Origin of the sequence: Cupriavidus sp. BIC8F (assembly GCF_032465815.1) — a bacterium.
Lineage (GTDB): Bacteria > Pseudomonadota > Gammaproteobacteria > Burkholderiales > Burkholderiaceae > Cupriavidus > Cupriavidus necator.
Genome location: NZ_CP136094.1, coordinates 814,293 through 838,738, shown reverse-complemented (window position 1 = coordinate 838,738; position 24,446 = coordinate 814,293). Strand labels below are relative to the sequence as shown.

Annotated in this window: 19 protein-coding genes; 18 read left to right on the top strand and 1 reads right to left on the bottom strand. The window is 67.6% G+C overall.

All coding sequences use genetic code 11. The annotated features are described in order from the left end of the window. The 16 genes from rsmH (at window position 1) to lpxC (ending at window position 19,369) form a co-directional block, all read left to right on the top strand. Window positions 1-1,002 carry a 16S rRNA (cytosine(1402)-N(4))-methyltransferase RsmH gene (rsmH, locus tag RS901_RS03875; RefSeq protein WP_013958081.1) on the top strand — a complete coding sequence of 334 codons (1,002 nt, stop codon included), beginning with the start codon at window positions 1-3 and terminating at the stop codon, window positions 1,000-1,002. Then, window positions 999-1,316, top strand: a complete 318-nt coding sequence (gene ftsL / locus RS901_RS03870) for a cell division protein FtsL (RefSeq protein WP_013958080.1) — start codon at window positions 999-1,001, stop codon at window positions 1,314-1,316. The genes rsmH and ftsL overlap by 4 nt, the downstream gene beginning before the upstream one ends. Next, the gene (locus RS901_RS03865) at window positions 1,313-3,118 is read left to right on the top strand and encodes a penicillin-binding protein 2 (RefSeq protein WP_316151601.1); all 1,806 of its coding nucleotides are present in this window, start codon (window positions 1,313-1,315) and stop codon (window positions 3,116-3,118) included. The genes ftsL and RS901_RS03865 overlap by 4 nt, the downstream gene beginning before the upstream one ends. Next, window positions 3,115-4,677 (top strand): UDP-N-acetylmuramoyl-L-alanyl-D-glutamate--2,6-diaminopimelate ligase, encoded by a 1,563-nt coding sequence (locus tag RS901_RS03860; RefSeq protein ID WP_316153364.1) that lies wholly within the window; start codon window positions 3,115-3,117, stop codon window positions 4,675-4,677. Before RS901_RS03865 ends, RS901_RS03860 begins: the two co-directional genes overlap by 4 nt. Then, window positions 4,674-6,074: a UDP-N-acetylmuramoyl-tripeptide--D-alanyl-D-alanine ligase gene (locus tag RS901_RS03855; protein ID WP_316151600.1), complete on the top strand. Its 1,401-nt coding sequence runs from the start codon at window positions 4,674-4,676 to the stop codon at window positions 6,072-6,074. The genes RS901_RS03860 and RS901_RS03855 overlap by 4 nt, the downstream gene beginning before the upstream one ends. 13 nt (window positions 6,075-6,087) lie before the next feature. Next, window positions 6,088-7,257, top strand: coding sequence for a phospho-N-acetylmuramoyl-pentapeptide-transferase (gene mraY / locus RS901_RS03850; RefSeq protein ID WP_316151599.1), 1,170 nt, complete (start codon window positions 6,088-6,090; stop codon window positions 7,255-7,257). Window positions 7,258-7,326: 69 nt separating this feature from the next. Next, window positions 7,327-8,838 (top strand): UDP-N-acetylmuramoyl-L-alanine--D-glutamate ligase, encoded by a 1,512-nt coding sequence (gene murD, locus RS901_RS03845; RefSeq protein ID WP_316151598.1) that lies wholly within the window; start codon window positions 7,327-7,329, stop codon window positions 8,836-8,838. Then, window positions 8,835-10,076: a putative lipid II flippase FtsW gene (ftsW, locus tag RS901_RS03840; protein WP_316151597.1), complete on the top strand. Its 1,242-nt coding sequence runs from the start codon at window positions 8,835-8,837 to the stop codon at window positions 10,074-10,076. Before murD ends, ftsW begins: the two co-directional genes overlap by 4 nt. A gap of 213 nt (window positions 10,077-10,289) precedes the next feature. Next, window positions 10,290-11,360 (top strand): undecaprenyldiphospho-muramoylpentapeptide beta-N-acetylglucosaminyltransferase, encoded by a 1,071-nt coding sequence (murG, locus tag RS901_RS03835; RefSeq protein ID WP_316151596.1) that lies wholly within the window; start codon window positions 10,290-10,292, stop codon window positions 11,358-11,360. 22 nt (window positions 11,361-11,382) lie between these two features. Next, window positions 11,383-12,816 (top strand): UDP-N-acetylmuramate--L-alanine ligase, encoded by a 1,434-nt coding sequence (gene murC, locus RS901_RS03830; RefSeq protein ID WP_316151595.1) that lies wholly within the window; start codon window positions 11,383-11,385, stop codon window positions 12,814-12,816. Then, a complete protein-coding gene (locus RS901_RS03825; RefSeq protein ID WP_114134132.1) occupies window positions 12,813-13,796 on the top strand; it encodes a D-alanine--D-alanine ligase in 984 nt (327 codons plus the stop codon). The genes murC and RS901_RS03825 overlap by 4 nt, the downstream gene beginning before the upstream one ends. Window positions 13,797-13,823: 27 nt before the next feature. Then, window positions 13,824-14,738 carry a cell division protein FtsQ/DivIB gene (locus tag RS901_RS03820; protein ID WP_316151594.1) on the top strand — a complete coding sequence of 305 codons (915 nt, stop codon included), beginning with the start codon at window positions 13,824-13,826 and terminating at the stop codon, window positions 14,736-14,738. Next, window positions 14,735-15,967, top strand: coding sequence for a cell division protein FtsA (gene ftsA, locus RS901_RS03815; protein ID WP_012353950.1), 1,233 nt, complete (start codon window positions 14,735-14,737; stop codon window positions 15,965-15,967). Before RS901_RS03820 ends, ftsA begins: the two co-directional genes overlap by 4 nt. 180 nt (window positions 15,968-16,147) lie before the next feature. Beyond that, a complete protein-coding gene (gene ftsZ, locus RS901_RS03810) occupies window positions 16,148-17,341 on the top strand; it encodes a cell division protein FtsZ (protein ID WP_316151592.1) in 1,194 nt (397 codons plus the stop codon). Window positions 17,342-17,791: 450 nt separating this feature from the next. Then, window positions 17,792-18,298, top strand: a complete 507-nt coding sequence (locus tag RS901_RS03805; RefSeq protein WP_316151591.1) for a peroxiredoxin — start codon at window positions 17,792-17,794, stop codon at window positions 18,296-18,298. Between the two features lie 153 nt (window positions 18,299-18,451). Next, the gene (lpxC, locus tag RS901_RS03800; RefSeq protein WP_316151590.1) at window positions 18,452-19,369 is read left to right on the top strand and encodes a UDP-3-O-acyl-N-acetylglucosamine deacetylase; all 918 of its coding nucleotides are present in this window, start codon (window positions 18,452-18,454) and stop codon (window positions 19,367-19,369) included. A 63-nt stretch (window positions 19,370-19,432) separates the two neighbouring features. Here lpxC and RS901_RS03795 read toward each other — a convergent pair whose 3' ends face one another. Then, complete coding sequence (locus RS901_RS03795) at window positions 19,433-19,936, bottom strand: hypothetical protein (protein ID WP_010814761.1); 504 nt, start codon at window positions 19,934-19,936, stop codon at window positions 19,433-19,435. A 295-nt stretch (window positions 19,937-20,231) separates the two neighbouring features. Here RS901_RS03795 and secA point away from each other — a divergent pair, with 295 nt between their 5' ends. Then, window positions 20,232-23,009 carry a preprotein translocase subunit SecA gene (gene secA, locus RS901_RS03790; protein WP_316151589.1) on the top strand — a complete coding sequence of 926 codons (2,778 nt, stop codon included), beginning with the start codon at window positions 20,232-20,234 and terminating at the stop codon, window positions 23,007-23,009. A 150-nt stretch (window positions 23,010-23,159) separates the two neighbouring features. After that, window positions 23,160-24,386 carry a bifunctional glutamate N-acetyltransferase/amino-acid acetyltransferase ArgJ gene (gene argJ, locus RS901_RS03785; protein WP_316151588.1) on the top strand — a complete coding sequence of 409 codons (1,227 nt, stop codon included), beginning with the start codon at window positions 23,160-23,162 and terminating at the stop codon, window positions 24,384-24,386. The last annotated feature ends 60 nt before the right edge of the window (window positions 24,387-24,446 follow it).

The window sequence follows — 24,446 nt, the reverse complement described above, 5'->3', positions numbered from 1 at the left end:
ATGAGTCCTACCGGAACGCCGGCAACCCCCGCCCTGCGCCATCGCACCGTGCTGCTGGACGAGGCCGTCGACGCCTTGGTCTGGCGGCCCGACGGGGTCTACGTCGACGGCACCTTCGGCAGGGGAGGGCACAGCCGGGCGGTGCTGGCCCGGCTGGGGCCAGACGGGGCCCTGGTTGCGTTCGACAAGGACCCAGCAGCAATCGCAGAAGCGGGCACCATCAAGGATGCCCGCTTCTCCATTGAGCACGCGAGCTTTGCGGCCATGGCCGAGCGCCTGTCGGGGCGCGGCCACGTCGCTGGCGTGCTGCTCGACCTGGGGATCAGTTCGCCCCAGATCGACGAGGCGGCGAGGGGGTTTTCCTTTCGTTTCGAGGGCCCGCTGGACATGCGCATGGACACCACGCGTGGCATCACTGCCGCGCAGTGGCTGGCGCAGGCGGATGAGCAGGACATTGCCAGGGTGATACGAGACTATGGGGAAGAACGGTTTGCTGTACAGATTGCAAAGGCGATTGTTGCTCGCCGGAGCGAACCCGGCGATGGCGGACCCATCGCCACTACTGCCGACCTTGCCGCGCTCGTGGCGAAAGCCGTCAAGACACGCGAGAAGGGTCAGGACCCTGCGACCCGCACCTTTCAGGCTCTACGGATTCACGTCAATCAAGAGCTTGAGGACCTCGAAAGAGGGCTGAAGGCGGCGTATGAACTGCTGCAGGTCGGAGGGCGCCTGGTGGTGATCAGCTTCCACTCGCTGGAGGACCGCATCGTCAAGCGGTTCATGGCGGCGCACGCCCGTCCCCAGCAGGATGCCGACCCGGCGCTGCGCCGCGCGCCGCTGCGCGCGGCCGACCTGCCGCAACCGACGCTGCGCCTGCTCGGCCGCTACAAGCCGGGCACTGAGGAGGTGGCCGCCAACCCGCGCGCGCGCTCGGCCGTGATGCGCGTGGCCGAGAAGCTGGCCCCTGCCGCGACCCCTGCGGGCGGAGGCGCACGCGCATGAACCGCCTGACCTTCTTCCTGCTCGCCGCGCTGATCCTGTGCGCGCTGTCGCTGGTGAGCGCGCAGCACCAGGCGCGCACGCTGTTCGTCGCGCTGGAGCGGGCCCAGGCCGAAGAGAAGCAGCTCGATATCGACTGGTCGCGCCTGCAGTACCAGCAGAGCGCGCTGGGCAAGAGCGCGCGCATCGCCGACACGGCGCGCGCGCAGCTGAAGATGGCGCCGGTCAACCCCGGCAAGACCCAGTACCTGTCCGGCATCGTGCTGCCGGCGCCCGCCGAGGCGGCGCCGGCCAGTGCCGCGGAGGCGCGCCGATGAGCATGGCCCGTCCCAACCCGCCCCGCCGTGACCGCAACGGCACCGCGTCGCGCCCGCGCAGCGGCCAGTTCTCGGCCAGCCCGGTGCTGGGCCTGCGCCTGCCGATGTGGCGCTCAAAGCTGGTGGTGTTCATGATGTTTGCGGCCTTCGGCGCGCTGGCCGTGCGCGCGGCCTGGATCCAGGGCCCCGGCAACCAGTTCTACGAGGCCGAGGGCAAGAAGCGCTTCCAGCGCACGCTGGAGCTGCCGGCCACGCGCGGCAAGATCCTGGACCGCAACGGCCTGGTGCTGGCCACCAGCCTGCCGGTCAAGGCCATCTGGGCGGTGCCCGAGGACGTGCCCAACCAGGTCGAGGCCGCCAAGATCCGCCAGCTGGCCAAGTTGCTCGGCATGTCCGAGAAAGACCTGGGCAAGAAGCTGTCCGAGGACAAGGGCTTCGTCTATTTGAAGCGCCAGGTGCTGCCTGACGTCGCCGACAAGATCGCCGCGCTGAAGATCGAAGGCATCCACCAGACCCGCGAATACAAGCGCTTCTACCCGGAAGGCGAGGCGATGGCCCACATCGTCGGCTTCACCAACGTGGAAGACCGCGGCCAGGAAGGCGTGGAGCTGGCGCGAGAGCCCGGCCTGGCCGGCCGTGCCGGCGCGCGCCAGGTGATCAAGGACCGCCTGGGCCGCGTGGTCGAGGACGTCGGCGTGCTGAAGACCCCGCGCGACGGCGAGGACATCCAGCTGTCGATTGACGCCAAGATCCAGTACCTGGCCTACAACGAGCTCAAGGCCGTGGTCGAAAAGCACAAGGCCAAGGCCGCCAGCGCGGTGGTGCTAGACGCCCAGACCGGCGAAGTGCTGGCGCTGGCCAACTGGCCCACCTACAACCCCAACGACCGTACCCGGCTGTCCGGCGAGCAGCTGCGCAACCGCGTGCTGACCGATACCTTCGAGCCGGGCTCGATGATGAAGCCGATCACGGTCGGCCTGGCGCTGCAGCTCAAGCGCGTGACGCCGTCCACGGTGATCACCACCACCGGCAAGTACAACTTCGAAGGCGCCACCATCAGCGATACCCACAACTACGGGGCGCTGACGGTGAGCGGCGTGATCCAGAAGTCGAGCAACATCGGCACGACCAAGATCGCGATGATGATGAAACCGCAGGAAATGTGGGACATGTTCACCAGCGTCGGCCTTGGCCAGGCGCCCAAGATCGGCTTCCCCGGCGCCGTGGCCGGCCGCGTGCGCCCGTTCAAGAGCTGGCGCCCGATCGAGCAGGCCACCATGTCGTACGGCTACGGCCTGTCGGTGTCGCTGTTCCAGATGGCGCATGCCTACACCATCTTCGCGCATGACGGCGAGCTGATCCCGGTGTCGATGTTCCGCACCAGCGGCCCCGCCACCGGCGAGCGCATCCTGTCGCCCCAGGTGGCGCGCGATGTGCGCGCCATGTTGGAAACCGTGACCGCGCCCGGCGGCACCGCCCCCGAGGCGCAGGTGATGGGCTACCGCGTCGGCGGCAAGACCGGCACCGCCTACAAGCATGAAGGCCGCGGCTACAACCGCAGCAAGTACCGCGCCTCGTTCATCGGCCTGGCGCCGATGTCGAATCCGCGCATCATCGTCGCCGTCAGCGTGGACGAGCCCACCGCCGGCAGCCACTACGGCGGCCTGGTGGCCGGCCCGGCGTTCGCGGCCATCACCGGCGGCACGCTGCGCGCGCTGAATGTGCAGCCCGACTCGCCGATCCGCCAGCTGGTGGTCAGCGACAAGGTGCAGGAGAGCGAACCGTGGAGCTCGACCCAATGACGGCCAAGCCACTGCTCCCGCTCGAGGTCACCGCCCAGGCCAGCAACGCGCTGGCCTGGCTGCGTACCAACGTGGCCGCCGCCGCGCAGCTGACCGGCGATACCCGGCGCCTGGCGCGCGGCGATGTGTTCTTCGCCTACGTGCTCGGCAACGCCCGCCTGGCCACCGACGGCCGGCCCTATATCGCCCAGGCGATCGCCGCCGGCGCGGGGGCCATCGTCTATGAGGCCGACGGCTTCGACTGGCCCTTCGGCGACGTCGTGCCGCATCTCGCGGTGAGCCGCCTGCACCAGCTGGCCGGCCCGATCGCCGCCGGCTGGCATGGCAACCCGGTGCGCGGCCTGGCCGTGACCGGCATTACCGGCACCAACGGCAAGACCTCGTGCAGCCAGTGGCTGGCACGGGTGCTGCAGGCCGCCGGCACCCCCTGCGCGACCATCGGCACGCTGGGCACCGGCTTCCCGGGCGCGCTGCAGGCCACTGGCTTCACCACGCCCGACGCGGTGCAGCTGCAGGCCAGCCTGGCGTCCCTGCACGACGCCGGCGCGCGCGCCGTGGCGATGGAGGTGTCCTCGCACGGCCTGGAGCAGGAGCGCGTGGCCGGCACGCATTTCTCGGTGGCGGTGCTGACCAACCTGACCCAGGACCACCTCGACTACCACGGCTCGATGGCTGAGTACGAGGCCGCCAAGGAGAGCCTGTTCCGCTGGGACGGCCTGCGCACCGCGGTGGTCAACCGCGACGACGCCATGGGCCAGCGCCTGCTGGCGGCGGACGCCGCCGCCATCGGCGCGCCGCACGTGATCGAATACGGCATCGACGGCCCCGGCGCGGCCACGGTGCGCAGCCCACGCGGCGAGTGGCTGCGCGCCACCAACGTGCGCGCCACGCCCACCGGTACCGCCTTCCATATCGACGGCAGCTTTGGCAGCGCCGAGATGGCCACGCCGATGATCGGCGCCTTCAACGTCAGCAACCTGCTGGCGGTGCTGGGTGCGGCACTCGCCAACGGCGTGGCGTGGGACGCGGCCATCGCCGCGCTGCGCGCGCTGACGCCGGTGGAAGGGCGCATGGAGTTGTTCGGTGCCGCCGGCGGCCCGGATGCGCCGCTGGCCGTGGTCGACTACGCCCATACCCCGGACGCGCTGGCGCAGACGCTGGCCGCGCTGCGCCCGGTGGCGCAGGCGCGCAACGGCCGCCTGTGGTGCGTGTTCGGCTGCGGCGGCGACCGCGACCCGATCAAGCGCCCGCTGATGGGCGCGGTGGCCGAGCGCGAGGCCGACGAGATCATCCTGACCAGCGACAACCCGCGCAGCGAAGACGCGCAGGACATCCTGGACGCCATTGCCGACGGCATGGCCGAGCGCGCGCGCGCGCGCCAGATCGAAGACCGCGCCGCCGCCATCCTCTATGCCGTCAGGCACGCGGCACCGGCCGACGTGGTGCTGGTGGCGGGCAAGGGCCATGAGGCCACCCAGGAGATCCAGGGCCGCAAGCGCCCGTTCTCCGATCGCGAACACGTACGACTGGCGCTTGCCACCCGTGGAGTATCGGCATGAGCCAGACCCCAATGACCACCTTGCAGCAAGCCGCCGGCTGGATCGCCGGCGCGCGCGTTTGCGGCGACGGCGCCGTGAAGTTTTCGCGCGTGCATACCGACAGCCGCAGCGTCGAGCCCGGCGACCTGTTCGTCGCCCTCAAGGGTGAGCGCTTCGACGCGCATGACTTCATCGCCGACGTGGTGGCACGCGGTGCCGCCGCCGTGCTGGTCAGCCGCGAGGTCGATGCCGGCGTGCCGGCCATCGTCGCGCCGGACACGCGCATCGCGCTGGGCGAGCTGGGCGCCGGCTGGCGCCGCCAGTTCACGCTGCCGGCGGTGGCGGTGACCGGCAGCAACGGCAAGACCACGGTCAAGGAAATGATCGCGGCCATCTTTGCCGCGGCAGTGGGCGAGGACCAGCGCCTGGCCACCGGCGGCAACCTGAACAACGATATCGGCCTGCCGCTGACGGTGCTGCGCCTGCGCGCCACGCACAAGCTGGCGGTGCTGGAGCTCGGCATGAACCATCCGGGCGAGACGGTCTACCTGGCCGGCATCGCCCAGCCCACCGTGGCGGTGATCACCAACGCGCAGCGCGAGCACCAGGAGTTCATGGTCAGCGTGGAAGCCGTTGCCCACGAGCACGCCGCCGCGATTGCGGCGCTGCCGGCCCACGGCGTGGCGGTGTACCCGCTCGACGCGGAAAGCGGCAGCGCCCACGCGCCGGTGTGGCGCGAAGCCGCGGGCGCGCGCCGCGCGCTGTCATTCGGCACCTCGCAGCGCGCTGATGTGCACGCCACCGTGACGCTGGTCGACGGCGCACAGGTGATGCAGGTACGCGCGCCTGGCCATGGCTTCGACGTGCGCCTGGCGCTGCTGGGTGAGCACAACGTGCGCAACGCGCTGGCCGCGATCGCCTGCGCGCTGGCAGCGGGGGTGCACGTGCCGGCGATCCAGTCGGGCCTGGCCGGCTTCCATGCGGTCAAGGGCCGGCTGCAGGTCAAGTACACGCCGGGTGGGACGGTCGTCATCGACGACACATACAACGCCAACCCCGACTCCATGCGCGCCGCCATCGACGTGCTGGCCGGCTTTGCCGCGCCGCGCATCCTGGTGCTGGGCGACATGGGCGAAGTGGGCGACCAGGGCCCGGCGTTCCACGAAGAGATCGGTGCCTACGCCAAGGCGCGCGGCGTTGGCACGCTGTGGGCGACCGGCGAACTGGCCGTGCACGCGGTGCAGGCATTCGGCGCGGGCGGCCGGCATTTCGGCACGGCGGAAGCACTGGCAAAGGCGCTGGAGGAAGACAGCAGGGGCATGGTGGCGCAAGCGGGCGCCGTGCTGGTGAAGGGATCGCGCTTCATGCGCATGGAACGGATGGTCGCGGCGCTGGTCGCAGACTCTTCCGCACACTAAATAAGACAACACGATGTTATTGGCTCTGGCCCAGTGGCTGCAAAACGACTACAGCTTCCTCCGGGTCGTCAACTACCTGACTTTCCGCGCGGTGATGGCCAACCTCACCGCGCTTCTGATCGGGCTGGCGTTCGGTCCGTGGGTGATCCGCAAGCTGACCGAGCTGAAGGTCGGCCAGGCGGTGCGCACCATCGGCCCGCAGACCCATCTGGTCAAGGCAGGCACGCCGACCATGGGCGGCGTGCTGGTGCTGGTCTCGATCGCGGTGTCGACGCTGCTGTGGTGCGACTGGGGCAACCGTTTCATCTGGGTGGTGATGCTGGTCACCTTCGGCTACGGCGCCATCGGCTGGGTCGACGACTACCGCAAGGTGGTGTATCGCGACCCGCGCGGCATGTCGAGCCGCGAGAAATTTTTCTGGCAGACGCTGATCGGCCTGGTGGCCGCGGTCTACCTGGCGTTCTCTGTGTCGGAAAGCAGCAACGTGAAGGTGTGGGACCTGTTCCTGAGCTGGGTCGAGGGCGGGCTGTCGCTGGACATGCCGTACAAGTCCAACCTGATCGTGCCTTTCTTCAAGGAGATCAGCTACCCGCTGGGCGTGGCCGGCTTCATCGTGCTGACCTACCTGGTGATCGTGGGCTCGAGCAACGCCGTCAACCTGACCGACGGCCTGGACGGGCTGGTGATCATGCCGGTGGTGCTGGTCGGCAGCGGGCTGGGTGTGTTTGCGTACGTGATGGGCAGTTCGGTCTACAGCAAGTACCTGCTGTTCCCGCATATCCCGGGCGCGGGCGAGCTGCTGATCTTCTGCTCGGCGCTGGCCGGGGCGGGGCTGGCCTTCCTCTGGTTCAACGCGCACCCGGCGCAGGTGTTCATGGGCGACGTCGGCGCGCTGGCGCTGGGCGGCGCGCTGGGCACGGTGGCGGTGATCGTGCGCCAGGAGATCGTGCTGTTCGTGATGGGCGGCATCTTCGTGGTGGAAACACTGTCGGTGATGGCGCAGGTCACGTGGTTCAAGATCACCAAGCGCCGCTATGGCGAAGGCAGGCGGCTCTTCAGGATGGCGCCGCTGCACCACCATTTCGAGCTGGGCGGCTGGAAGGAAACCCAGGTCACGGTGCGCTTCTGGATCATCACCATGCTGCTGGTGCTGATCGGGTTGTCGACACTGAAGTTGCGTTAACGGTTGCGCGGGTCAGGGACTGACGGCGCTCTATATATAGATTCAGGAAACCAAAGGCAGGAAATCGAAGTGTTTGGCGAGCTGCAAAAACCTCATGTGCTGGTACTGGGCCTCGGTGAGTCGGGCCTGGCCATGGCGCGCTGGTGTGGCCTGAACGGCTGCGCGGTGCGCGTGGCCGACACGCGCGAGGCGCCCGCCAACCTTGTCTTCCTGCAGGCCGAGCTGACTTCGGCCGAATTCGTCGGCGGCCCGTTCGCCGACAGCCTGCTCGACGGCATCGGCCTGGTGGCAATCAGCCCGGGCCTGTCGCCGCTGGAAGCCGGCACCGGCGCGCTGCTGGCCGCGGCGCAGGCGCGCGGCATCCCGGTGTGGGGCGAGATCGAACTGTTCGTGCGCGCGCTGCGCCACCTGGAAGCCGAGTCCGGCTACGCGCCGAAGATCCTCGCGATCACCGGCACCAACGGCAAGACCACCACCACAGCGCTGACCGGCCGGCTGGTGGAGCGCGCCGGCAAGAGCGTGGCGGTGGCGGGCAATATCAGCCCGTCGGCGCTGGACAAGCTGTCGGCCTGCATCGCCTCGGCATCGCTGCCGGAGGTGTGGGTGCTTGAGCTGTCCAGCTTCCAGCTGGAAACCACGCACACGCTGGCGCCCGCCGCGGCCACCGTGCTCAACGTCACCCAGGACCACCTGGACTGGCATGGCTCGATGGAAGCCTATGCCGCATCCAAGGCGCGCATCTTCGGGCCGGCTGGCAGCGAGTGCGTGCAGGTGCTCAACCGCAACGACCGCCTGACCATGGACATGGCGCGGTCCGGGCGCTCGCCGCTGACTTTCGGCACCGACCTGCCGGAAACGCCGGGCAGCTTCGGCATCCTGCGCGAGGGCGGCATGCCCTGGCTGGTGCTGGCCGAGCCCGATCCGGACGCGGAAGGGGAGGGTAAGCCGCGCCGCCGCAAGGCCGCCGAGGTGGTCCAGGAAGCCGTGCCGGTGCGCCACAAGCGCCTGATGCCGGCCGACGCGCTGCATATCCGCGGCATGCACAACGCCACCAACGCGATGGCCGCGCTGGCGCTGTGCCGTGCCATCGACCTGCCGATGAACGCACTGCTGCATGGCCTGCGCGAATACCGCGGCGAGCCGCACCGCGTGGAGTGGGTCGCCACCATCGACGATGTTGAATATTTCGACGACAGCAAGGGCACCAACGTGGGCGCCACCGTGGCCGCGCTGTCGGGGCTGGACAAGCACGTGGTGCTGATCGCCGGTGGCGAAGGCAAGGGCCAGGATTTCTCGCCGCTGGCCGCGCCGGTGGCGCAGTACGCACGCGCGGTGGTGCTGATCGGCCGCGCCGCGGGTGAGCTGCGCGATGCATTGCAGGGCAGCGGTGCCAGCCTGGTCGACGCCGCCACGCTGGAAGAGGCCGTGACGAAGGCTGCCGGACTGGCCGAGAACGGCGATGTGGTGCTGCTGTCGCCCGCGTGCGCCAGCCTCGACATGTTCCGCAACTACGTGCACCGCGCCGAGGTGTTCCGCGGCGCGGTGGAAGAGCTGGCGCTGTCCCGGGGGATCCTGCCATGAGCGAAGCACAGGTCAAGCGCAGCGGCTTTATCGGCGCCACCATCGGCAATGCCTGGGGTGGCCTGCGCGACGCCGTGTCGGGCGTCAAGCCGACCCGCTCGCGCATGATGGAGTACGACCAGCCCATGCTGTGGGTGTCGATCGTGCTGCTCGCGCTCGGCCTGGTGATGGTCTATTCGGCCTCGATCGCGCTGCCGGACTCGCCGCGCTACGCCAACTACCGCGAGAGCCACTTCCTGATGCGCCATGCGTTCGCGCTGGGGATCGGGCTGTCGGTCGGGCTGGCTGCGTTCCAGATCCCGGTCAAGGTGTGGGACCGTTACGCGCCCAAGCTCTTTATCCTCGCGCTGATCCTGCTGGTGATCGTGCTGGTCCCATTCATTGGCAAGGGCGTGAACGGCGCACGGCGCTGGATTCCGCTGGGCGTGATGAACTTCCAGCCGTCCGAGCTGATGAAGCTGGCGGTGGTGCTGTACGCCGCCAACTACACCGTGCGCAAGCAGGAGTGGATGCAGACTGTGTCCAAGGGCTTCCTGCCGATGGGCGTGGCGGTGGTGGTGGTGGGCATGCTGCTGCTGCTGGAACCCGACATGGGCGCGTTCCTGGTGATCGCCGCAGTGGCGATGGGCATCCTGTTCCTGGGCGGCATCAACGGCAAGCTGTTCGCCGGGCTGGTCGGCGTGGCGGTGGGCGCGTTCGCGCTGCTGATTACGGCTTCGCCCTGGCGGCGCGAGCGGATCTTTGCCTACCTGAACCCGTGGGAAGAGAGCAACGCGCTGGGCAAGGCCTACCAGCTGACGCACTCGCTGATCGCCTTCGGCCGCGGCGAGTGGACCGGCGTGGGGCTGGGCGGCAGCATCGAGAAACTGCACTACCTGCCCGAAGCGCATACCGACTTCATCCTGGCGGTGATCGGCGAGGAATTCGGCTTTGTCGGCGTGCTGGTGGTGATCGTGCTGTTCTACTGGCTGGTGCGCCGCGCCTTCAATATCGGCCGCACCGCACTGCAGCTGGACCGCACCTTTGCCGGCCTGGTGGCCAAGGGCATCGGCGTGTGGATCGGCTGGCAGACCTTTATCAATATGGGCGTGAACCTGGGCCTGTTGCCGACCAAGGGGCTGACGCTGCCGCTGGTCAGCTATGGCGGGTCGGGGATTTTGATGAACTGCGTGGCGCTGGCGATCCTGCTGCGCATTGATTATGAAAATCGAGTATTGATGCGCGGAGGGAAGGTATGACCGGAGCGCAGCAATACTCGATTTCGGCGAAGGCTAATTTCCCGCGTCAGCGGGAAGTTAAGCGCAGCGGCCGAAGCCAAAATCAGGTGCTGATGCGCGGAGGGAAGGTATGACCACCCTGCATCAGACCTCGGTGCTCGATATCCCGCATGTGGGTGAAGCCACGCGCGGCGCGTGCGATCACAATCGCGGACTTGCGCGCGGAGGGCAGGCATGACCGCACCGCGCACCTTGCTCGTGATGGCCGGCGGCACCGGGGGACACGTGTTCCCGGGGCTTGCGGTCGCGCACGCGCTGCGCGAGCAAGGCTGGAAGGTGGTCTGGCTGGGCAACCGCACCGGCATGGAAGCCACGCTGGTGCCGAAGCACGACATCCCGATGGAGTTCATCCAGTTCGGCGGGCTGCGCGGCAAGGGCCTGGTGACCAAGTTCCTGCTGCCGCTGAACCTGCTGCGCGCGTTCTGGCAGAGCATCGGCGCGCTGCGCCGGGTGCGCCCGAGCGTGGTGCTGGGCATGGGCGGCTATATCACCTTCCCGGCCGGCATGATGGCATCGCTGCTGGGGCGGCCGCTGGTGCTGCACGAGCAGAACTCGATCGCCGGTCTGGCCAATAAGGTGCTGGCCAAGGTGGCCGACCGCGTGCTGTGCGCGTTCCCGGACACGCTGCCCGGCGGCGAATGGACCGGCAACCCGGTGCGCGAGGAACTGGCGCATCTGGACGCGCCCGAAGCGCGCTATGACCAGCGCAGCGGCCCGCTGCGCATCCTGGTGGTGGGCGGCAGCCTGGGCGCTGCGGCGTTGAACGAGGTGGTACCCAAGGCCATCGCGCTGCTGCCCGAGAGCGAGCGCCCGGTGGTCACGCATCAGGCGGGCGCGAAGCAGATCGACACGCTGCGCGCCAACTACGCGGCCGCGCAGGTGCCCGCGCAGACCCTGCCGTTTATCGACGACATGGCGCGCGCTTACGCCGATGCGGATCTGGTGATCTGCCGCGCCGGCGCGATGACGGTGTCGGAAGTGGCTGCCGCAGGCGTGGCGGCGATGTTCGTGCCCTTCCCGCATGCGGTGGACGACCACCAGACCACCAACGCGGAGTTTTTGTCGAAGCAGGGTGCGGCCCTGCTGGTGCAGCAGAAAGACCTGACGGCCGAGGGCCTGGCGCAAACCATCGCCAGCCTGACCCGGCCGCAGCTGAAAGACATGGCGCGCCTAGCGCGCGGACTGGCCAAGCCTGAGGCAACCCGGCGTGTCGCCGAGATTTGCAGTCAGCTGGCCAGGGACTGAAGCCTAATCAAGCAGCAATCGAATGAAGCATATCGTCAAAAACATCCACTTCGTGGGCATCGGCGGCGCCGGCATGAGCGGCATCGCCGAGGTCCTGCTGAACCTGGGATACAAGGTCTCGGGCTCGGACGTGGGCAGCAATGCCGCCACGCGGCGCCTGGCTTCGCTGGGCGCCACGGTGATGCACGGGCATGACGCGGCCAACGTGACCGGCGCCAACGCGGTGGTGGTGTCGACCGCGGTCAGCGGCGACAACCCCGAAGTGCTGGCAGCCCGCAGCAAGCGCATCCCGGTGGTGCCGCGCGCGGTGATGCTGGCCGAACTGATGCGCCTGAAGCAGGGCGTGGCCATTGCCGGCACGCACGGCAAGACCACCACCACCAGCCTGGTGGCATCGGTGCTGGCCGAGGGCGGGCTCGATCCCACCTTCGTGATCGGCGGCCGCCTGAACTCGGCCGGCGCGAATGCGCGCCTGGGCACCGGCGACTTTATCGTCGCCGAGGCCGACGAGTCGGACGCATCGTTTCTGAACCTGTTCCCGGTCATCGAGGTCATTACCAATATCGATGCCGACCACATGGACACCTACGGGCACGACTTTGCCCGGCTCAAGCAGGCGTTTATCGAGTTCACCCAGCGGCTGCCGTTCTACGGCATCGCGGTGCTGTGCGTGGATGACCCCAACGTGCGCGAGATCCTGCCGTTCGTGTCCAAGCCGGTGGTGCGCTACGGCTTTGCCGAGGATGCCCAGATCCGCGCCGTGGACGCGCGCGCGGTCGACGGCCAGATGCACTTCACCGTGCAGCGCCAGCTCAACGGCCATGCCGAGCCGCCGCTGGAGATCGCGCTGAACCTGCCCGGCCTGCACAACGTGCAGAACGCGCTGGCGGCGATTGCCATCGCCACCGAGCTGGAGGTGCCCGATGCCGCCATCGTCAAGGCACTGCGCGAGTTCCACGGCGTGGGCCGGCGCTTCCAGCGCTACGGCGAGGTGGCCACGCCCGATGGCGCCGGCACCTTCACCCTGGTGGACGACTACGGCCACCACCCGGTGGAGATGGCGGCCACGCTGGCCGCCGCGCGCGGCGCGTTCCCGGGGCGCCGCCTGGTGCTGGCGTTCCAGCCGCACCGCTTTACCCGTACGCGGGATTGCTTTGAGGACTTCGTCAAAGTGCTGGGCACCGTCGATGCCCTGCTGCTGGCCGAGGTCTACGCCGCCGGCGAGGCCCCGATCGTGGCCGCCGACGGCCGTGCGCTGACCCGCGCGCTGCGCGTGGCCGGCAAGGTCGAACCTGTTTTCGTGGAGCAGATGGAAGAAATGCCGCAGGCCATCCTGGATGCCGTCCGGCCGGGCGATGTGGTCGTGACGATGGGCGCGGGCTCGGTCGGGGCCGTGCCGGGGCAGCTGGTGTCGCACCAGCAATCGACGCAATCAACGCAGGGAGGCCAGGCATGAGCTTCGTCGCCCATCCCAATATTGATCCCAAGTCGCTGGGCAAGGTCGGCGTGCTGCTGGGCGGGCGCTCGGCCGAACGCGAGATCTCGCTGATGTCGGGCAACGGTGTGCTGGCCGCGCTGCAGTCGCGCGGCGTGGACGCGCACGGCTTCGACCCGGGCCTGCAGGGCGTGGCCGAGCTGGCCGCGGCCGGCTTTGACCGCGTCTTTATCGCACTGCATGGACGCTATGGCGAGGACGGCACCATGCAGGGCCTGCTCGAGCAACTGGGCGTGCCGTACACCGGCAGCGGCGTGCTGGCTTCGGCCATGGCCATGGACAAGCAGGCCACCAAGCGCCTGTGGATGACCCATGACCTGGCCACGCCGCGCTTTGCCATGCTGCATGCCGACACCGATTTCGACGCCGTGGCGGCCGACCTGGGCCTGCCGCTGATCGTCAAGCCGGCGCGCGAGGGCTCGTCGATCGGCCTGACCAAGGTCACTGCCGCCGACCAGATGCGCGCGGCGTTCGAGAAGGCCGCTGCGCTGGACAACGACGTCATTGCCGAGACCTTTATCGACGGCGCCGAGCTGACTTGCCCGATCGTGGGCGAGGGCGACAGCGCCGAAGCGCTGCCGGTGATCCGCATCGTTGCGCCCGAAGCCAACTACGACTATCAAAATAAGTATTTTACTGACGATACCCAGTACTTGTGCCCGTCGGGCCTGGACCCTGAAGTCGAACGCGAGGTCCGGGCACTGGCGGTGCAGTCCTACCGCGTGCTGGGATGCCGCGGCTGGGCGCGCGCCGACCTGATGCTGCGCGCCGACGGCAAGCCTTTCCTGCTCGAGATGAATACCTCGCCCGGCATGACCGGCCATTCGCTGGTGCCGATGGCGGCGCGCGCGGTTGGCATCAGCTACGAGGACTTCGTGATGCAGGTGGTGGCCGCGGCCACGCTGGACCTGCATCCCAACGAGCATTGGAAACCCGAATAACGCAACCGAACAGGACCGCACCGGACCATGTGGCATAACGCACGCCTGCTCAACCTGATCGCCTCCGCGCTGTACGCGCTGGTGGTGCTGATGGCGCTCGCGGCAGGCCTGCTGTGGCTGGCGCAGCGGCCGGTGTTCGCCATCACCCATGTGGAGATCGGCCCGCTGGACGGCGGCGCGCTGCGCCACGTGAACGCGCCTAGCGTGCGCGCCAGCGCGCTGGGCAAGCTGACCGGCAATTTCTTCACGCTGGACCTGAACGCGGCACGGCAGGCGTTCGAGTCGGTGCCCTGGGTGCGGCGCGCCAGCGTGCGGCGCGAGTGGCCCAACGGCCTGGCGGTCGAGGTCGAGGAACATGAAGCGCTGGGCACCTGGGGCACGCCCGACAGCGGGCGCCTGATCAATACCTTTGGCGAGGTCTTTGTCGCCAACACCGCCGAGGCGGAAGAAGACGCACAGCTGCTGGCGCTGGACGGGCCGCCGGACAGCGAGGGCGACGTGATCGAGAAGCTCGAGGTCATGCGCCAGTGGTTCAAGCCGCTCAAGGCCGAGCCGCTGGCGGTGGCCCTGTCCGGCCGCTATGCCTGGCGCGCGAAGCTGTCCAACGGCATGGAGGTCGAACTGGGCCGCGAGCAGAACGATGAGGATCGCGTGGCGATGGACCAGCGGGTCCGGCGCTTCGTCGCGGCCTGGCCGCAGGTCACCCAGCAATGGGGCAGCCAGATCGAGTATGCCGACCTGCGTTATCCCAACGGCTTTGCCATCCGCGCCGCCAATGCCCGCTTCCTGACCGAGGCGCAGATCGCAGCGGCGGTCAGGGCAGAGAAGGCGGCGAAGGCAGCGAAGGCGGCCAAGCCGGCGCCGGCGGCAGCAGCGGTTTCAGGTACTTCCAACAACAATCCGACGCGACTGAAGAGCAAGAACGCGGAGAAAACCCGATGAGCAAGGAATACAAGGACCTGTTGGTCGGTCTGGATATCGGCACCTCGAAGGTGGCGGCGGTGGTGGCAGAACTGCGCCCCGACGGCAGCTACGAGGTGATCGGGATGGGCCAGTCAGAGTCCAAGGGTCTGAAGAAAGGGGTCGTGGTCAATATCGAGGCCACCGTGCAGTCGATCCAGAAGGCGCTGGAAGAGGCCGAGCTGATGGCCGACTGCAAGATTTCAGAGGTCTTCACCGGCATTGCCGGCAGCCACATCCGCAGCTTCAACTCCAGCGGCATGGTGGCGATCAAGGACAAGGAGGTCACGCAGACCGACGTGGCGCGCGTGATCGAGACCGCCAAGGCGGTCAATATCCCGACCGACCAGCAGATCCTGCACATCCTGACGCAGGAATTCATCATCGACGGCCAGGAAGACGTGCGCGAGCCCATCGGCATGAGCGGCATCCGCCTGGAAGTGAAGGTGCATATCGTCACCGGCGCGGTCAGTGCGGCGCAGAACATCGTCAAGTGCGTGCGCCGCTGCGGCCTGGAAGTGCACGACCTGATCCTGCAGCCGCTGGCCTCGAGCCTGGCGGTGCTGACCGAGGACGAGAAGGAGCTGGGCGTGGTGCTGGTCGACATCGGCGGCGGCACCACCGACATCGCCATCTTCAGCGAAGGCGCGATCCGCCATACGGCCGTGATCCCCATCGCCGGCGACCAGATCACCAACGACATCGCCATGGCGCTGCGCACGCCGACGCCCGACGCCGAGGACATCAAGATCCAGTACGGCATCGCCAAGCAGGCGATCGCCGACCCGGAAGACATGATCGAGGTGCCCGGCGTGGGCGACCGCGGCACGCGCACGCTCAGCCGCCAGGCACTGGCCGCGGTGATCGAACCGCGCATCGAAGAGCTGTACTCGCTGGTGCACCAGGTGGTGCGCGAGTCGGGCTATGAAGAACTGTTGTCGTCCGGCGTGGTCATCACCGGCGGCACCGCGATGATGCCGGGCATGGTCGAGCTGGGCGAGGACATCTTCCTCAAGCCCGTGCGCGTGGGCGTGCCGGAGTACCGCGGCAACCTGCACGAGGTAGTGAAGAGCCCGCGCTACGCGACCGTGATGGGCCTGCTGCTGGAAGGCCGCGTGCAACGCATGCGCGGACGCAAGGTGGCCGTGCAGAGCGGGTCGGTCAAGCAGGTGTGGACGCGCATGAAGGAATGGTTTGTCGGCAATTTCTGATCAATGCGGAAATTGACGCGCTGACGATGCAACGGCGCGCAGGCAGGGCTGTCTACCGGACAGGCCGGCGTGCCGGGTGGAATTTTTCTGGTTTTCTTTTTATTGGTTTCTTGTTCAGAAACCAGGGGTTGCGGCGGGGAGGCTGCATCGTCTGGGGACTGATTTTTCTCGGAGGCAGTGATGGACTTTGACATGATCGAAACGGAAGTGATGGACGGCACCATCATCAAGGTGGTCGGCGTGGGCGGCGCGGGCGGCAATGCCGTGCAGCACATGATCAGCCGCGGTGTGCAAGGCGTCGAATTCATCTGCATGAACACCGACGCCCAGGCGCTCAAGCGTTCGACCGCTTCGCGCGTGCTGCAGCTCGGCAATACGGGCCTGGGCGCCGGCGCCAAGCCGGAAGTCGGCCGCGGTTGCGCCGATCAGGCCCGCGAGCAGATCGCCGACGCCCTGCGCGGCGCGCACATGGTCTTCATCACTGCCGGCATGGGCGGCGGCACCGGCACCGGCGCCGCGCCGATCGTTGCGCAAGTGGCCAAGGAGATGGGCATCCTGACCGTGGGCGTGGTCAGCAAGCCGTTCGACTTCGAAGGGGCGCGCCGCGCCAAGGTGGCTGAGCACGGTTCGAGCGAGCTGGAGTCGAGTGTTGACTCGCTGATCGTGGTGCTCAACGAGAAGCTGTTCGAAGTGATGGGCGACGACGCCGAGATGGACAAGTGCTTCCAGTGCGCCGACGACGTGCTGCACAACGCGGTGGCCGGCATTGCCGAGATCATCAACGTTGACGGCCTGGTGAACGTCGACTTCGAGGACGTGAAGACGGTGATGGGCGAGCAAGGCAAGGCCATGATGGGGACGGCAACCGTGTCGGGCGTGGACCGCGCCCGCCTGGCGGCCGAGCAGGCCGTTGCCAGCCCGCTGCTGGAAGGCGTGGATCTGTCCGGCGCGCGCGGCGTGCTGGTCAACATCACCGCCAGCCGTTCGCTGAAGCTGTCGGAAACCAAGGAAGTCATGAACACCATCCGCAGCTATGCCGCGGAAGATGCGACCGTGATCTTCGGTACGGTGTACGACGACTCGATGAGCGATGCGCTGCGCGTGACGGTGGTGGCCACGGGCCTGGGCCGCTCGGCCAAGAAGCAACAGCCGATGACCCTGCTCAAGACCGGCACGGACAACATGCCGGTGCAGATGATGGCCAACATGACCGCCGCCGCGGCCACGCACAGCTCGCCGGACTACAGCAACCTGGATACGCCGGCAGTGTGGCGCAGCTCGCGTGAGTCGGCGTCGGCCCACGTGGCGGCGCTGCAGGAAAAGGGTGTGGATACGTACGACATCCCGGCCTTCCTGCGCAAGCAGGCAGACTGAGCCCTGCCTGGCGCGGCATCGGTGCCTCCACCGGCCGCCTGACGGAACGCGTCGCCTTGTCGCGATGCACGTGCGCTCCCCATCCGCGCGTGCCTTGCATGGAATGACGTGAACCGCCGGGCCGCTGGCGGCGCCGCGCCTGCGCCGGACTGAGCTTCACCCGCATCCCGTTGCCGGGACGGGCGTGCCGCTGGCCGCCTCCCCGGACTGGTTTCCCGCCTTCCCGGTCGGGATGTATCAGCGTCCGCGCGGCGCACCCAAGAGGTGCGCCGCGCGGACGTCTTTGTAGCAAGGTGTATCGGATCCGCGCCGGATGTCACCGGATGTGACCCGGCTTTGGCAATGCGGGCAGGGCGCCTATGATCTTGAGGTTGCCCGTCTGCCTGAGTGTGGGCGTCCGCGCCCCGGCATCCGGACTATTCTTCAGAAAACCCAGGAGGACCACGACCCATGATCACTGCCGGTTCCCGCGTCCCTGACGCCACGCTGCAGGAATTCTTCGAAACCGAAGGCAACGGCTGTGCGCTCGGGCCCAATGCCTTCAAGGTGGCGGACCTGGTCCGCGGCCGCAAGATCGTGGTGTTCGGCCTGCCCGGCGCCTTCACGCCGACCTGCTCGGCCAAGCATGTGCCGGGCTTTGTGCAGCACGCCGCGGCGCTGCGCGAGGCCGGCGTCGACGAGGTCTGGTGCGTGTCGGTCAACGACGCCTTTGTGATGGGCGCCTGGGGCCGTGAGCAGCAGGCGGGCGGCACGGTGCGCATGATGGCCGACGGCAGCGCCGAGTGGACCCGTGCGCTGGGCCTGGACCAGGACCTGACCGCACGCGGCATGGGCGTGCGCTCCAAGCGCTACGCGATGGTGATCGACGACGGCGTCGTCACCCGGCTCGACGTCGAGGCACCGGGAGAATTCCGCGTCAGCAGTGCCGAGGCAGTGCTGGCGGCGTTGCGTGGCTGACACAGTCATCCGGGTAAACGTGGATAATACGTAACTTATTAAGGGAGTGTTAACAGCCGGAAACAAAACCCGGCTGCAGCGCCCGTGAGGTGGTGGTAAAATCCCTTAATCAGAAACATTGCCCGATAGATTTTTATAATAGTTGAGGCTGTCATGCTCAAACAGCGCACGATCAAATCCCTGGTGAAGACCGTTGGCATCGGCCTGCACTCGGGACGCAAAGTCACGTTGACCCTGCGTCCCGCGTTGGCGGACACCGGCATCGTCTTTACCCGCGTCGACCTGCCCGAGGCCGTCGAGATTCCCGTGGCCGCGTCGGCCATCGGCGACACGCGCCTGGCATCGGTGCTGCAAAAGGATGGCGCGCGCGTTTCGACCGTCGAGCACCTGATGTCGGCCTGCGCCGGCCTGGGCATCGACAACCTCTATGTCGACGTCGACGCCGAGGAAATCCCGATCATGGACGGCAGCGCCGCGTCCTTCGTGTTCCTGCTGCAGTCGGCCGGCATTGAAGAGCAGAACGCGCTGAAGACCTTCATCCGCGTCAAGAAACCGGTGGAAGTGCGCGAGGGCGACAAGCTGGCGCGGCTGGAGCCGTTCTTCGGCTTCAAGCTGTCGTTCACCATCGACTTTCGCCACCCGGCGGTCGACAAGACCGGCCAGACCTTCTCGATCGATTTTGCCGACACCAGCTACGTGCGCGAGATTGCCCGCGCCCGCACCTTCGGCTTTGCCCACGAGGTGGAAGCCCTGCGCGAGATGGGCCTGGCGCGCGGCGGCAGCCTGGACAACGCGATCGTGCTGGACGAGCACCGCATGCTCAACAATGAAGAACTGCGCTACGGCGACGAGTTCGTGCGCCACAAGATCCTGGATGCGATCGGCGACCTGTATGTGGTGGGCCATCCGCTGATCGGCGCCTATGTGGCCAACAAGTCGGGCCACGGCCTGAACAACCAGCTGCTGCGCGCGCTGCTGGCCGACCAGGAAGCCTACGAGCTGGTCACCTTCGACCGCGTCGAGGAAGCCCCGGCCGCGTTCCTGCCGCAGGCGCAGCCGGCGTTTGCCTGATCCTGGCGAACTGGCGCAAAAAGAGCCGACCCTCGGGTCGGCTTTTTCGTGTTCGGCACCGGGCTAGCGGTGATGGGCGAGCAGTGTATTGAGCGCGTCGCGCAGCGGCGAATCCGGCAGGCTGCGCGCCAGCTGGTCGAGGTTGGCGAGTCCCGTGGGGGTCATGCGGCCGCCGGTGCGCTGGCGTTGCACGGGCTCCACTTCCCAGTCCGCGTGGCGCGACACCTCTGGCTGCACCCGCACCCGGATCGCGGTGATGTGCGAGCCGCGCTGCTGCAGCCGCGCCAGCAGCGTCGGCACCACCTGGCGCACGCGGGCAGCGGCGGCGCCGTGCGCTGCCAGCAACAGCAGCACCTGGGCGTTCGGGTCGGTGGCGTCACGCTTGACGCCGGCCACGGCCAGGCCGTCACGCATGCCGGCGGGCAGCAGCGCCAGCACCTCGGCCTCAAGCACCGACAGCTGGCGCGCGGTCTGCATCAGCGTCGAAACCGGGCCGGCCTTGGCCAGCCAGTCGTTGAGCGGCTTGGCGGCAGGGGTCTGCAGGGCGTGGTGGGTGAAGCGGCGCATGCATGCATTCTAGCAAGGGGCGCGGGGGCCGCCTTGCCCGACTGTGGATTGAAGCTGCGGCGGCCGCCCCAAACTGTGGCTGACGGGGCGCGCGGGCGATCATGCGAACGACACGTGTGGTCAACATTCGGCAGGCTTGCCTGCCCTTGCGGGACGGGGCCAGGCGCGTTCCGGCCGTGACCCCGGCACATGATAAACTCGGCGTTTTGCGCCAATCTATCCATTCCTCGCCCGGCCGCCGGAGCAGCCCGCATCCCTGGGGTGCCACCCGGTTCCGCGCAGGTGAAAGCAATCGATGATCACCGGCCTTCTCAAGAAAGTCTTCGGCAGCCGCAATGAGCGGCTGATCAAACAATATCGCCGCACGGTGGCGCAGATCAATGCGCTGGAGCCGAAGTTCGAGCAGCTCTCGGACGACGAGCTGCGCGGCATGACGGAGACCTTCCGGCAGCGCCACGCCGGCGGCGAATCGCTCGAGGCGCTGCTGCCCGAGGCCTTCGCCGTCTGCCGCGAAGCCAGCAAGCGTGTCATGAAGATGCGCCACTTCGACGTGCAGCTGATCGGCGGCATGGTGCTGAACGACAACAAGATCGCCGAAATGCGCACCGGCGAAGGCAAGACGCTGACCGCGACCCTGGCCGTGTACCTGAATGCCATCACCGGCAAGGGCGTGCACGTGGTGACCGTCAACGACTACCTGGCGCAGCGCGATGCCGAGTGGATGGGCCGGCTGTACAACTTCCTGGGCCTGTCGGTGGGCGTGAACCTGTCGCAGATGCCGCATGACGCCAAGCAGGCGGCGTACAACTCGGACATCACCTACGGCACCAATAACGAGTTCGGCTTCGACTACCTGCGCGACAACATGGTCTACGACCCGTCGCAGCGCGTGCAACGCCCGCTCAACTACGCCATCGTCGATGAAGTGGACTCGATCCTGATCGACGAGGCCCGCACCCCGCTGATCATCTCCGGCCAGGCCGAGAACCAGACTGACCTGTACCAGCGCATGAACGGCATCCCCAAGCTGCTCGAGCGCCAGATCGGCGAGGAAAAGGCCGATGGCACCGGCGTCGAAAAGCCGGGCGACTACTACGTCGACGAGAAGGGCCACCAGGTCTACCTGACCGAAGCCGGCCACGAGAAGGCCGAAGAGATCCTGTCGCAGCAGGGCCTGATCGGCGAGGGCGAATCGCTCTACGCGCCGCAGAACATCACGCTGATGCACCACCTGTACGCCGCCCTGCGCGCGCACAGCCTGTTCCATCGCGACCAGCACTACGTGGTGCAGAATGACGAAGTCGTGATCGTCGACGAGTTCACCGGCCGCCTGATGACCGGCCGCCGCTGGTCCGACGGCCTGCACCAGGCCGTGGAGGCCAAGGAAGGCGTCACCGTCCAGCAAGAGAACCAGACGCTGGCGACGATCACCTTCCAGAACTACTTCCGCATGTACAGCAAGCTGGCCGGCATGACCGGCACGGCTGACACCGAAGCGTATGAATTCCAGGAGATCTATGGCCTGGAAGTGGTGGTGATCCCGACCAACCGCCCGGCCCAGCGCAAGGACCAGCAGGACCAGATCTACAAGACCGGCAAGGAGCGCTACGACGCCGTGGTGCGCGATATCCGCGACTGCTACGAGCGTGGCCAGCCGGTGCTGGTGGGCACCACCTCGATCGAGACCTCGGAATACCTGTCGGGCCTGCTCGAGCGCGAGCAACTGCCGCACCAGGTGCTGAACGCCAAGCAGCACGCACGCGAAGCCGAGATCGTGGCCCAGGCCGGCCGCCCCAAGATGATCACCATTGCCACCAACATGGCCGGTCGCGGTACCGACATCGTGCTGGGCGGCAATGTGGAGAAGCAATCCGGCTTTATCGAGGCGGATCCGAACCTGTCCGACGCCGAGAAGGCCGCGCGCATCAAGCAGCTCGAGGATGAGTGGCATTCGCTGCACGAGCAGGTCAAGACCGCCGGCGGCCTGCATATCGTCGGCACCGAGCGCCATGAGTCGCGCCGTATCGACAACCAGTTGCGCGGCCGTGCCGGCCGCCAGGGCGACCCGGGTTCGTCGCGCTTCTACCTGTCGCTGGACGACCAGCTGCTGCGCATCTTCGCCGGCGACCGCGTACGCGCCATCATGGAACGCCTGAAGATGCCCGAGGGCGAGCCGATCGAAGCCGGCATCGTCACGCGCTCGATCGAGTCGGCGCAGCGCAAGGTTGAAGGCCGCAACTTCGATATCCGCAAGCAGTTGCTGCAGTACGACGACGTTGCCAACGACCAGCGCAAGGAAATCTACAAGCTGCGCAACGACGTGCTGGAAGCCCAGGATGTCGGCGACATGGTGACCAACCTGCGCGAGAGCGTGCTGGTTGAGCTGTTCCGCGACCACGTGCCGGCCGACACCATGGAAGAGCAGTGGAACATCGCCGGCCTGGAAACGCGCCTGCGCGAGGACTGGGGCCTGGAAGTGCCGCTGGCGCAGACCATCGAGGGCGCGCAGAGCATCGAGGACGAAGAGCTGCTCAACCTGATCATGAAGGCGGCCGCGGAGCGCTACGACAGCAAGGTCGCGATGGTCGGCCGCGAGTCGTTCGCCGGCTTCGAGCGCTCGGTCATGCTGCAGAGCATCGACACGCACTGGCGCGAGCACCTGGCCGCGCTGGACCACCTGCGCCAGGGCATCCACCTGCGCGGCTATGCGCAGAAGGATCCCAAGCAGGAATACAAGCGCGAGTCGTTCGAGCTGTTCGCGCGTTTGCTGGACCTGATCAAGAGCGAAGTCACGCGCGTGACCTTCAACGTGCAGATCCAGTCGCCGGAAGAACTGGAGCAGGCTTCCGAAGAGATCGAGGAAGGCCTGTCGCACCTGGAGAACGTGCAGTACAAGCACGACGAGTTCGCCGAAGGGCGCGAGCCGGTCGAGGAAGCTCCGTCGCCGCGCACCGGTGCGGCCATGGCCGCCGCCGAACTGGCGCTGGCGGGCATGCCCAAGGTCGGCCGCAACGACCCGTGCCCGTGCGGCTCGGGCAAGAAGTTCAAGCAGTGCCACGGCAGGCTCAGCTGAGTCGCGCACCGGTATGACGTCGCGCCCGTCGCACGGCGTGACGCGAAAGGAAACGACATGCCCGCCCTTAGCGGGCATGTTCGTCTGATGACAAGCAAGTTGCGAGCAGAAGCCGCAAGCAGATAACGCAAGCAGGAAAGAGGAGTCCACATGCCCGTCAATCTTCCGCTGCCCCAGGCAGAGAACCTGAAATCCGTCGCCGGCGTGGAGCTGGGCTGGGCCGAGGCGGGCATCCGCAAGGCCAACCGCAAGGACGTGCTGGTGGTGCGCGTGGCCGAAGGCAGCACCGTGGCCGGCGTCTTCACCAGCAACCGCTTCTGCGCCGCGCCGGTGCAGGTCTGCCGCGAGCACCTGGCCGCTGGCAAGGGCATCCGCGCGCTGGTGGTCAACACCGGCAATGCCAACGCCGGCACCGGCGAGCCGGGTCTGGCCAATGCCCGCGCCAGCTGCGACGCGCTGGCCGCGCAACTGGGCATCGCCCCCGAGCAGGTGCTGCCGTTCTCGACCGGCGTGATCCTGGAACCGCTGCCGGTTGACCGCCTGGTGGCCGGCCTGCCCGCCGCCATCGCCAACGCGAAGCCGGACAACTGGCTGGCCGCCGCCGAAGCCATCATGACCACCGACACGCAGCCCAAGGCCGCGTCGCGCACGGTGCAGATCGACGGCAAGACCGTGACGCTGTCGGGCATCAGCAAGGGCGCCGGCATGATCCGCCCGAACATGGCGACCATGCTCGGCTTTATCGCCATGGACGCTGCCGTGGCCCAGCCGGTGCTGCAGGCGCTGGTCTCCTACGCTGCCGACCATTCTTTCAACAGCATCACCATCGACGGCGATACCTCGACCAACGACTCATTCGTGCTGATCGCGACGGGCAAGTCCGGCGCCGTGGTCGACCGCACCGAAGGCCCGGCCTTCGAGGCGCTGCGCGACGCGGTGACCGCGCTGGCGCAGGAGCTGGCGCAGATGATTGTGCGCGACGGCGAGGGCGCCACCAAGCTGATGACCATCCGCGTCGAAGGCGGCAAGGACGTGGCCGAGTGCCGCCAGATCGCCTATGCGGTGGCGCACTCGCCGCTGGTCAAGACCGCGTTCTATGCGTCGGACCCCAACCTGGGCCGCATCCTGGCCGCGGTCGGCTACGCCGGCGTGAACGACCTCGACGTCGGCCGCGTCAACCTGTGGCTGGACGATGTCTGGGTGGCCCGCGACGGCGGCCGCAACCCCGACTACCGCGAGGAAGACGGCCAGCGCGTGATGAAGCAGGCCGAGATCACCGTGCGCATCGCGCTCGGCCGCGGCAAGGCCGAAGCAACGGTCTGGACCTGCGACCTGTCGCACGACTACGTGTCGATCAACGCCGACTACCGCTCCTGAGCCTTTTCGTCCTTCCCGTGCATGCGGGAAGGACAGATTTCCCTGCCAGCCGATACCGCG

Bases quoted from the DNA above. Each gene is read 5' to 3' on its own strand.
- ftsA (WP_012353950.1), top strand. From the start codon at position 14,735: ATGAGCAAGGAATACAAGGACCTGTTGGTCGGTCTGGATATCGGCACC.
- murG (WP_316151596.1), top strand. From the start codon at position 10,290: ATGACCGCACCGCGCACCTTGCTCGTGATGGCCGGCGGCACCGGGGGA.
- secA (WP_316151589.1), top strand. From the start codon at position 20,232: ATGATCACCGGCCTTCTCAAGAAAGTCTTCGGCAGCCGCAATGAGCGG.
- ftsZ (WP_316151592.1), top strand. From the start codon at position 16,148: ATGGACTTTGACATGATCGAAACGGAAGTGATGGACGGCACCATCATC.
- RS901_RS03865 (WP_316151601.1), top strand. From the start codon at position 1,313: ATGAGCATGGCCCGTCCCAACCCGCCCCGCCGTGACCGCAACGGCACC.
- ftsW (WP_316151597.1), top strand. From the start codon at position 8,835: ATGAGCGAAGCACAGGTCAAGCGCAGCGGCTTTATCGGCGCCACCATC.
- argJ (WP_316151588.1), top strand. From the start codon at position 23,160: ATGCCCGTCAATCTTCCGCTGCCCCAGGCAGAGAACCTGAAATCCGTC.
- rsmH (WP_013958081.1), top strand. From the start codon at position 1: ATGAGTCCTACCGGAACGCCGGCAACCCCCGCCCTGCGCCATCGCACC.
- RS901_RS03825 (WP_114134132.1), top strand. From the start codon at position 12,813: ATGAGCTTCGTCGCCCATCCCAATATTGATCCCAAGTCGCTGGGCAAG.
- RS901_RS03855 (WP_316151600.1), top strand. From the start codon at position 4,674: ATGAGCCAGACCCCAATGACCACCTTGCAGCAAGCCGCCGGCTGGATC.
- RS901_RS03805 (WP_316151591.1), top strand. From the start codon at position 17,792: ATGATCACTGCCGGTTCCCGCGTCCCTGACGCCACGCTGCAGGAATTC.
- ftsL (WP_013958080.1), top strand. From the start codon at position 999: ATGAACCGCCTGACCTTCTTCCTGCTCGCCGCGCTGATCCTGTGCGCG.
- lpxC (WP_316151590.1), top strand. From the start codon at position 18,452: ATGCTCAAACAGCGCACGATCAAATCCCTGGTGAAGACCGTTGGCATC.
- RS901_RS03820 (WP_316151594.1), top strand. From the start codon at position 13,824: ATGTGGCATAACGCACGCCTGCTCAACCTGATCGCCTCCGCGCTGTAC.
- mraY (WP_316151599.1), top strand. From the start codon at position 6,088: ATGTTATTGGCTCTGGCCCAGTGGCTGCAAAACGACTACAGCTTCCTC.
- murC (WP_316151595.1), top strand. From the start codon at position 11,383: ATGAAGCATATCGTCAAAAACATCCACTTCGTGGGCATCGGCGGCGCC.
- RS901_RS03860 (WP_316153364.1), top strand. From the start codon at position 3,115: ATGACGGCCAAGCCACTGCTCCCGCTCGAGGTCACCGCCCAGGCCAGC.
- RS901_RS03795 (WP_010814761.1), bottom strand. From the start codon at position 19,936: ATGCGCCGCTTCACCCACCACGCCCTGCAGACCCCTGCCGCCAAGCCG.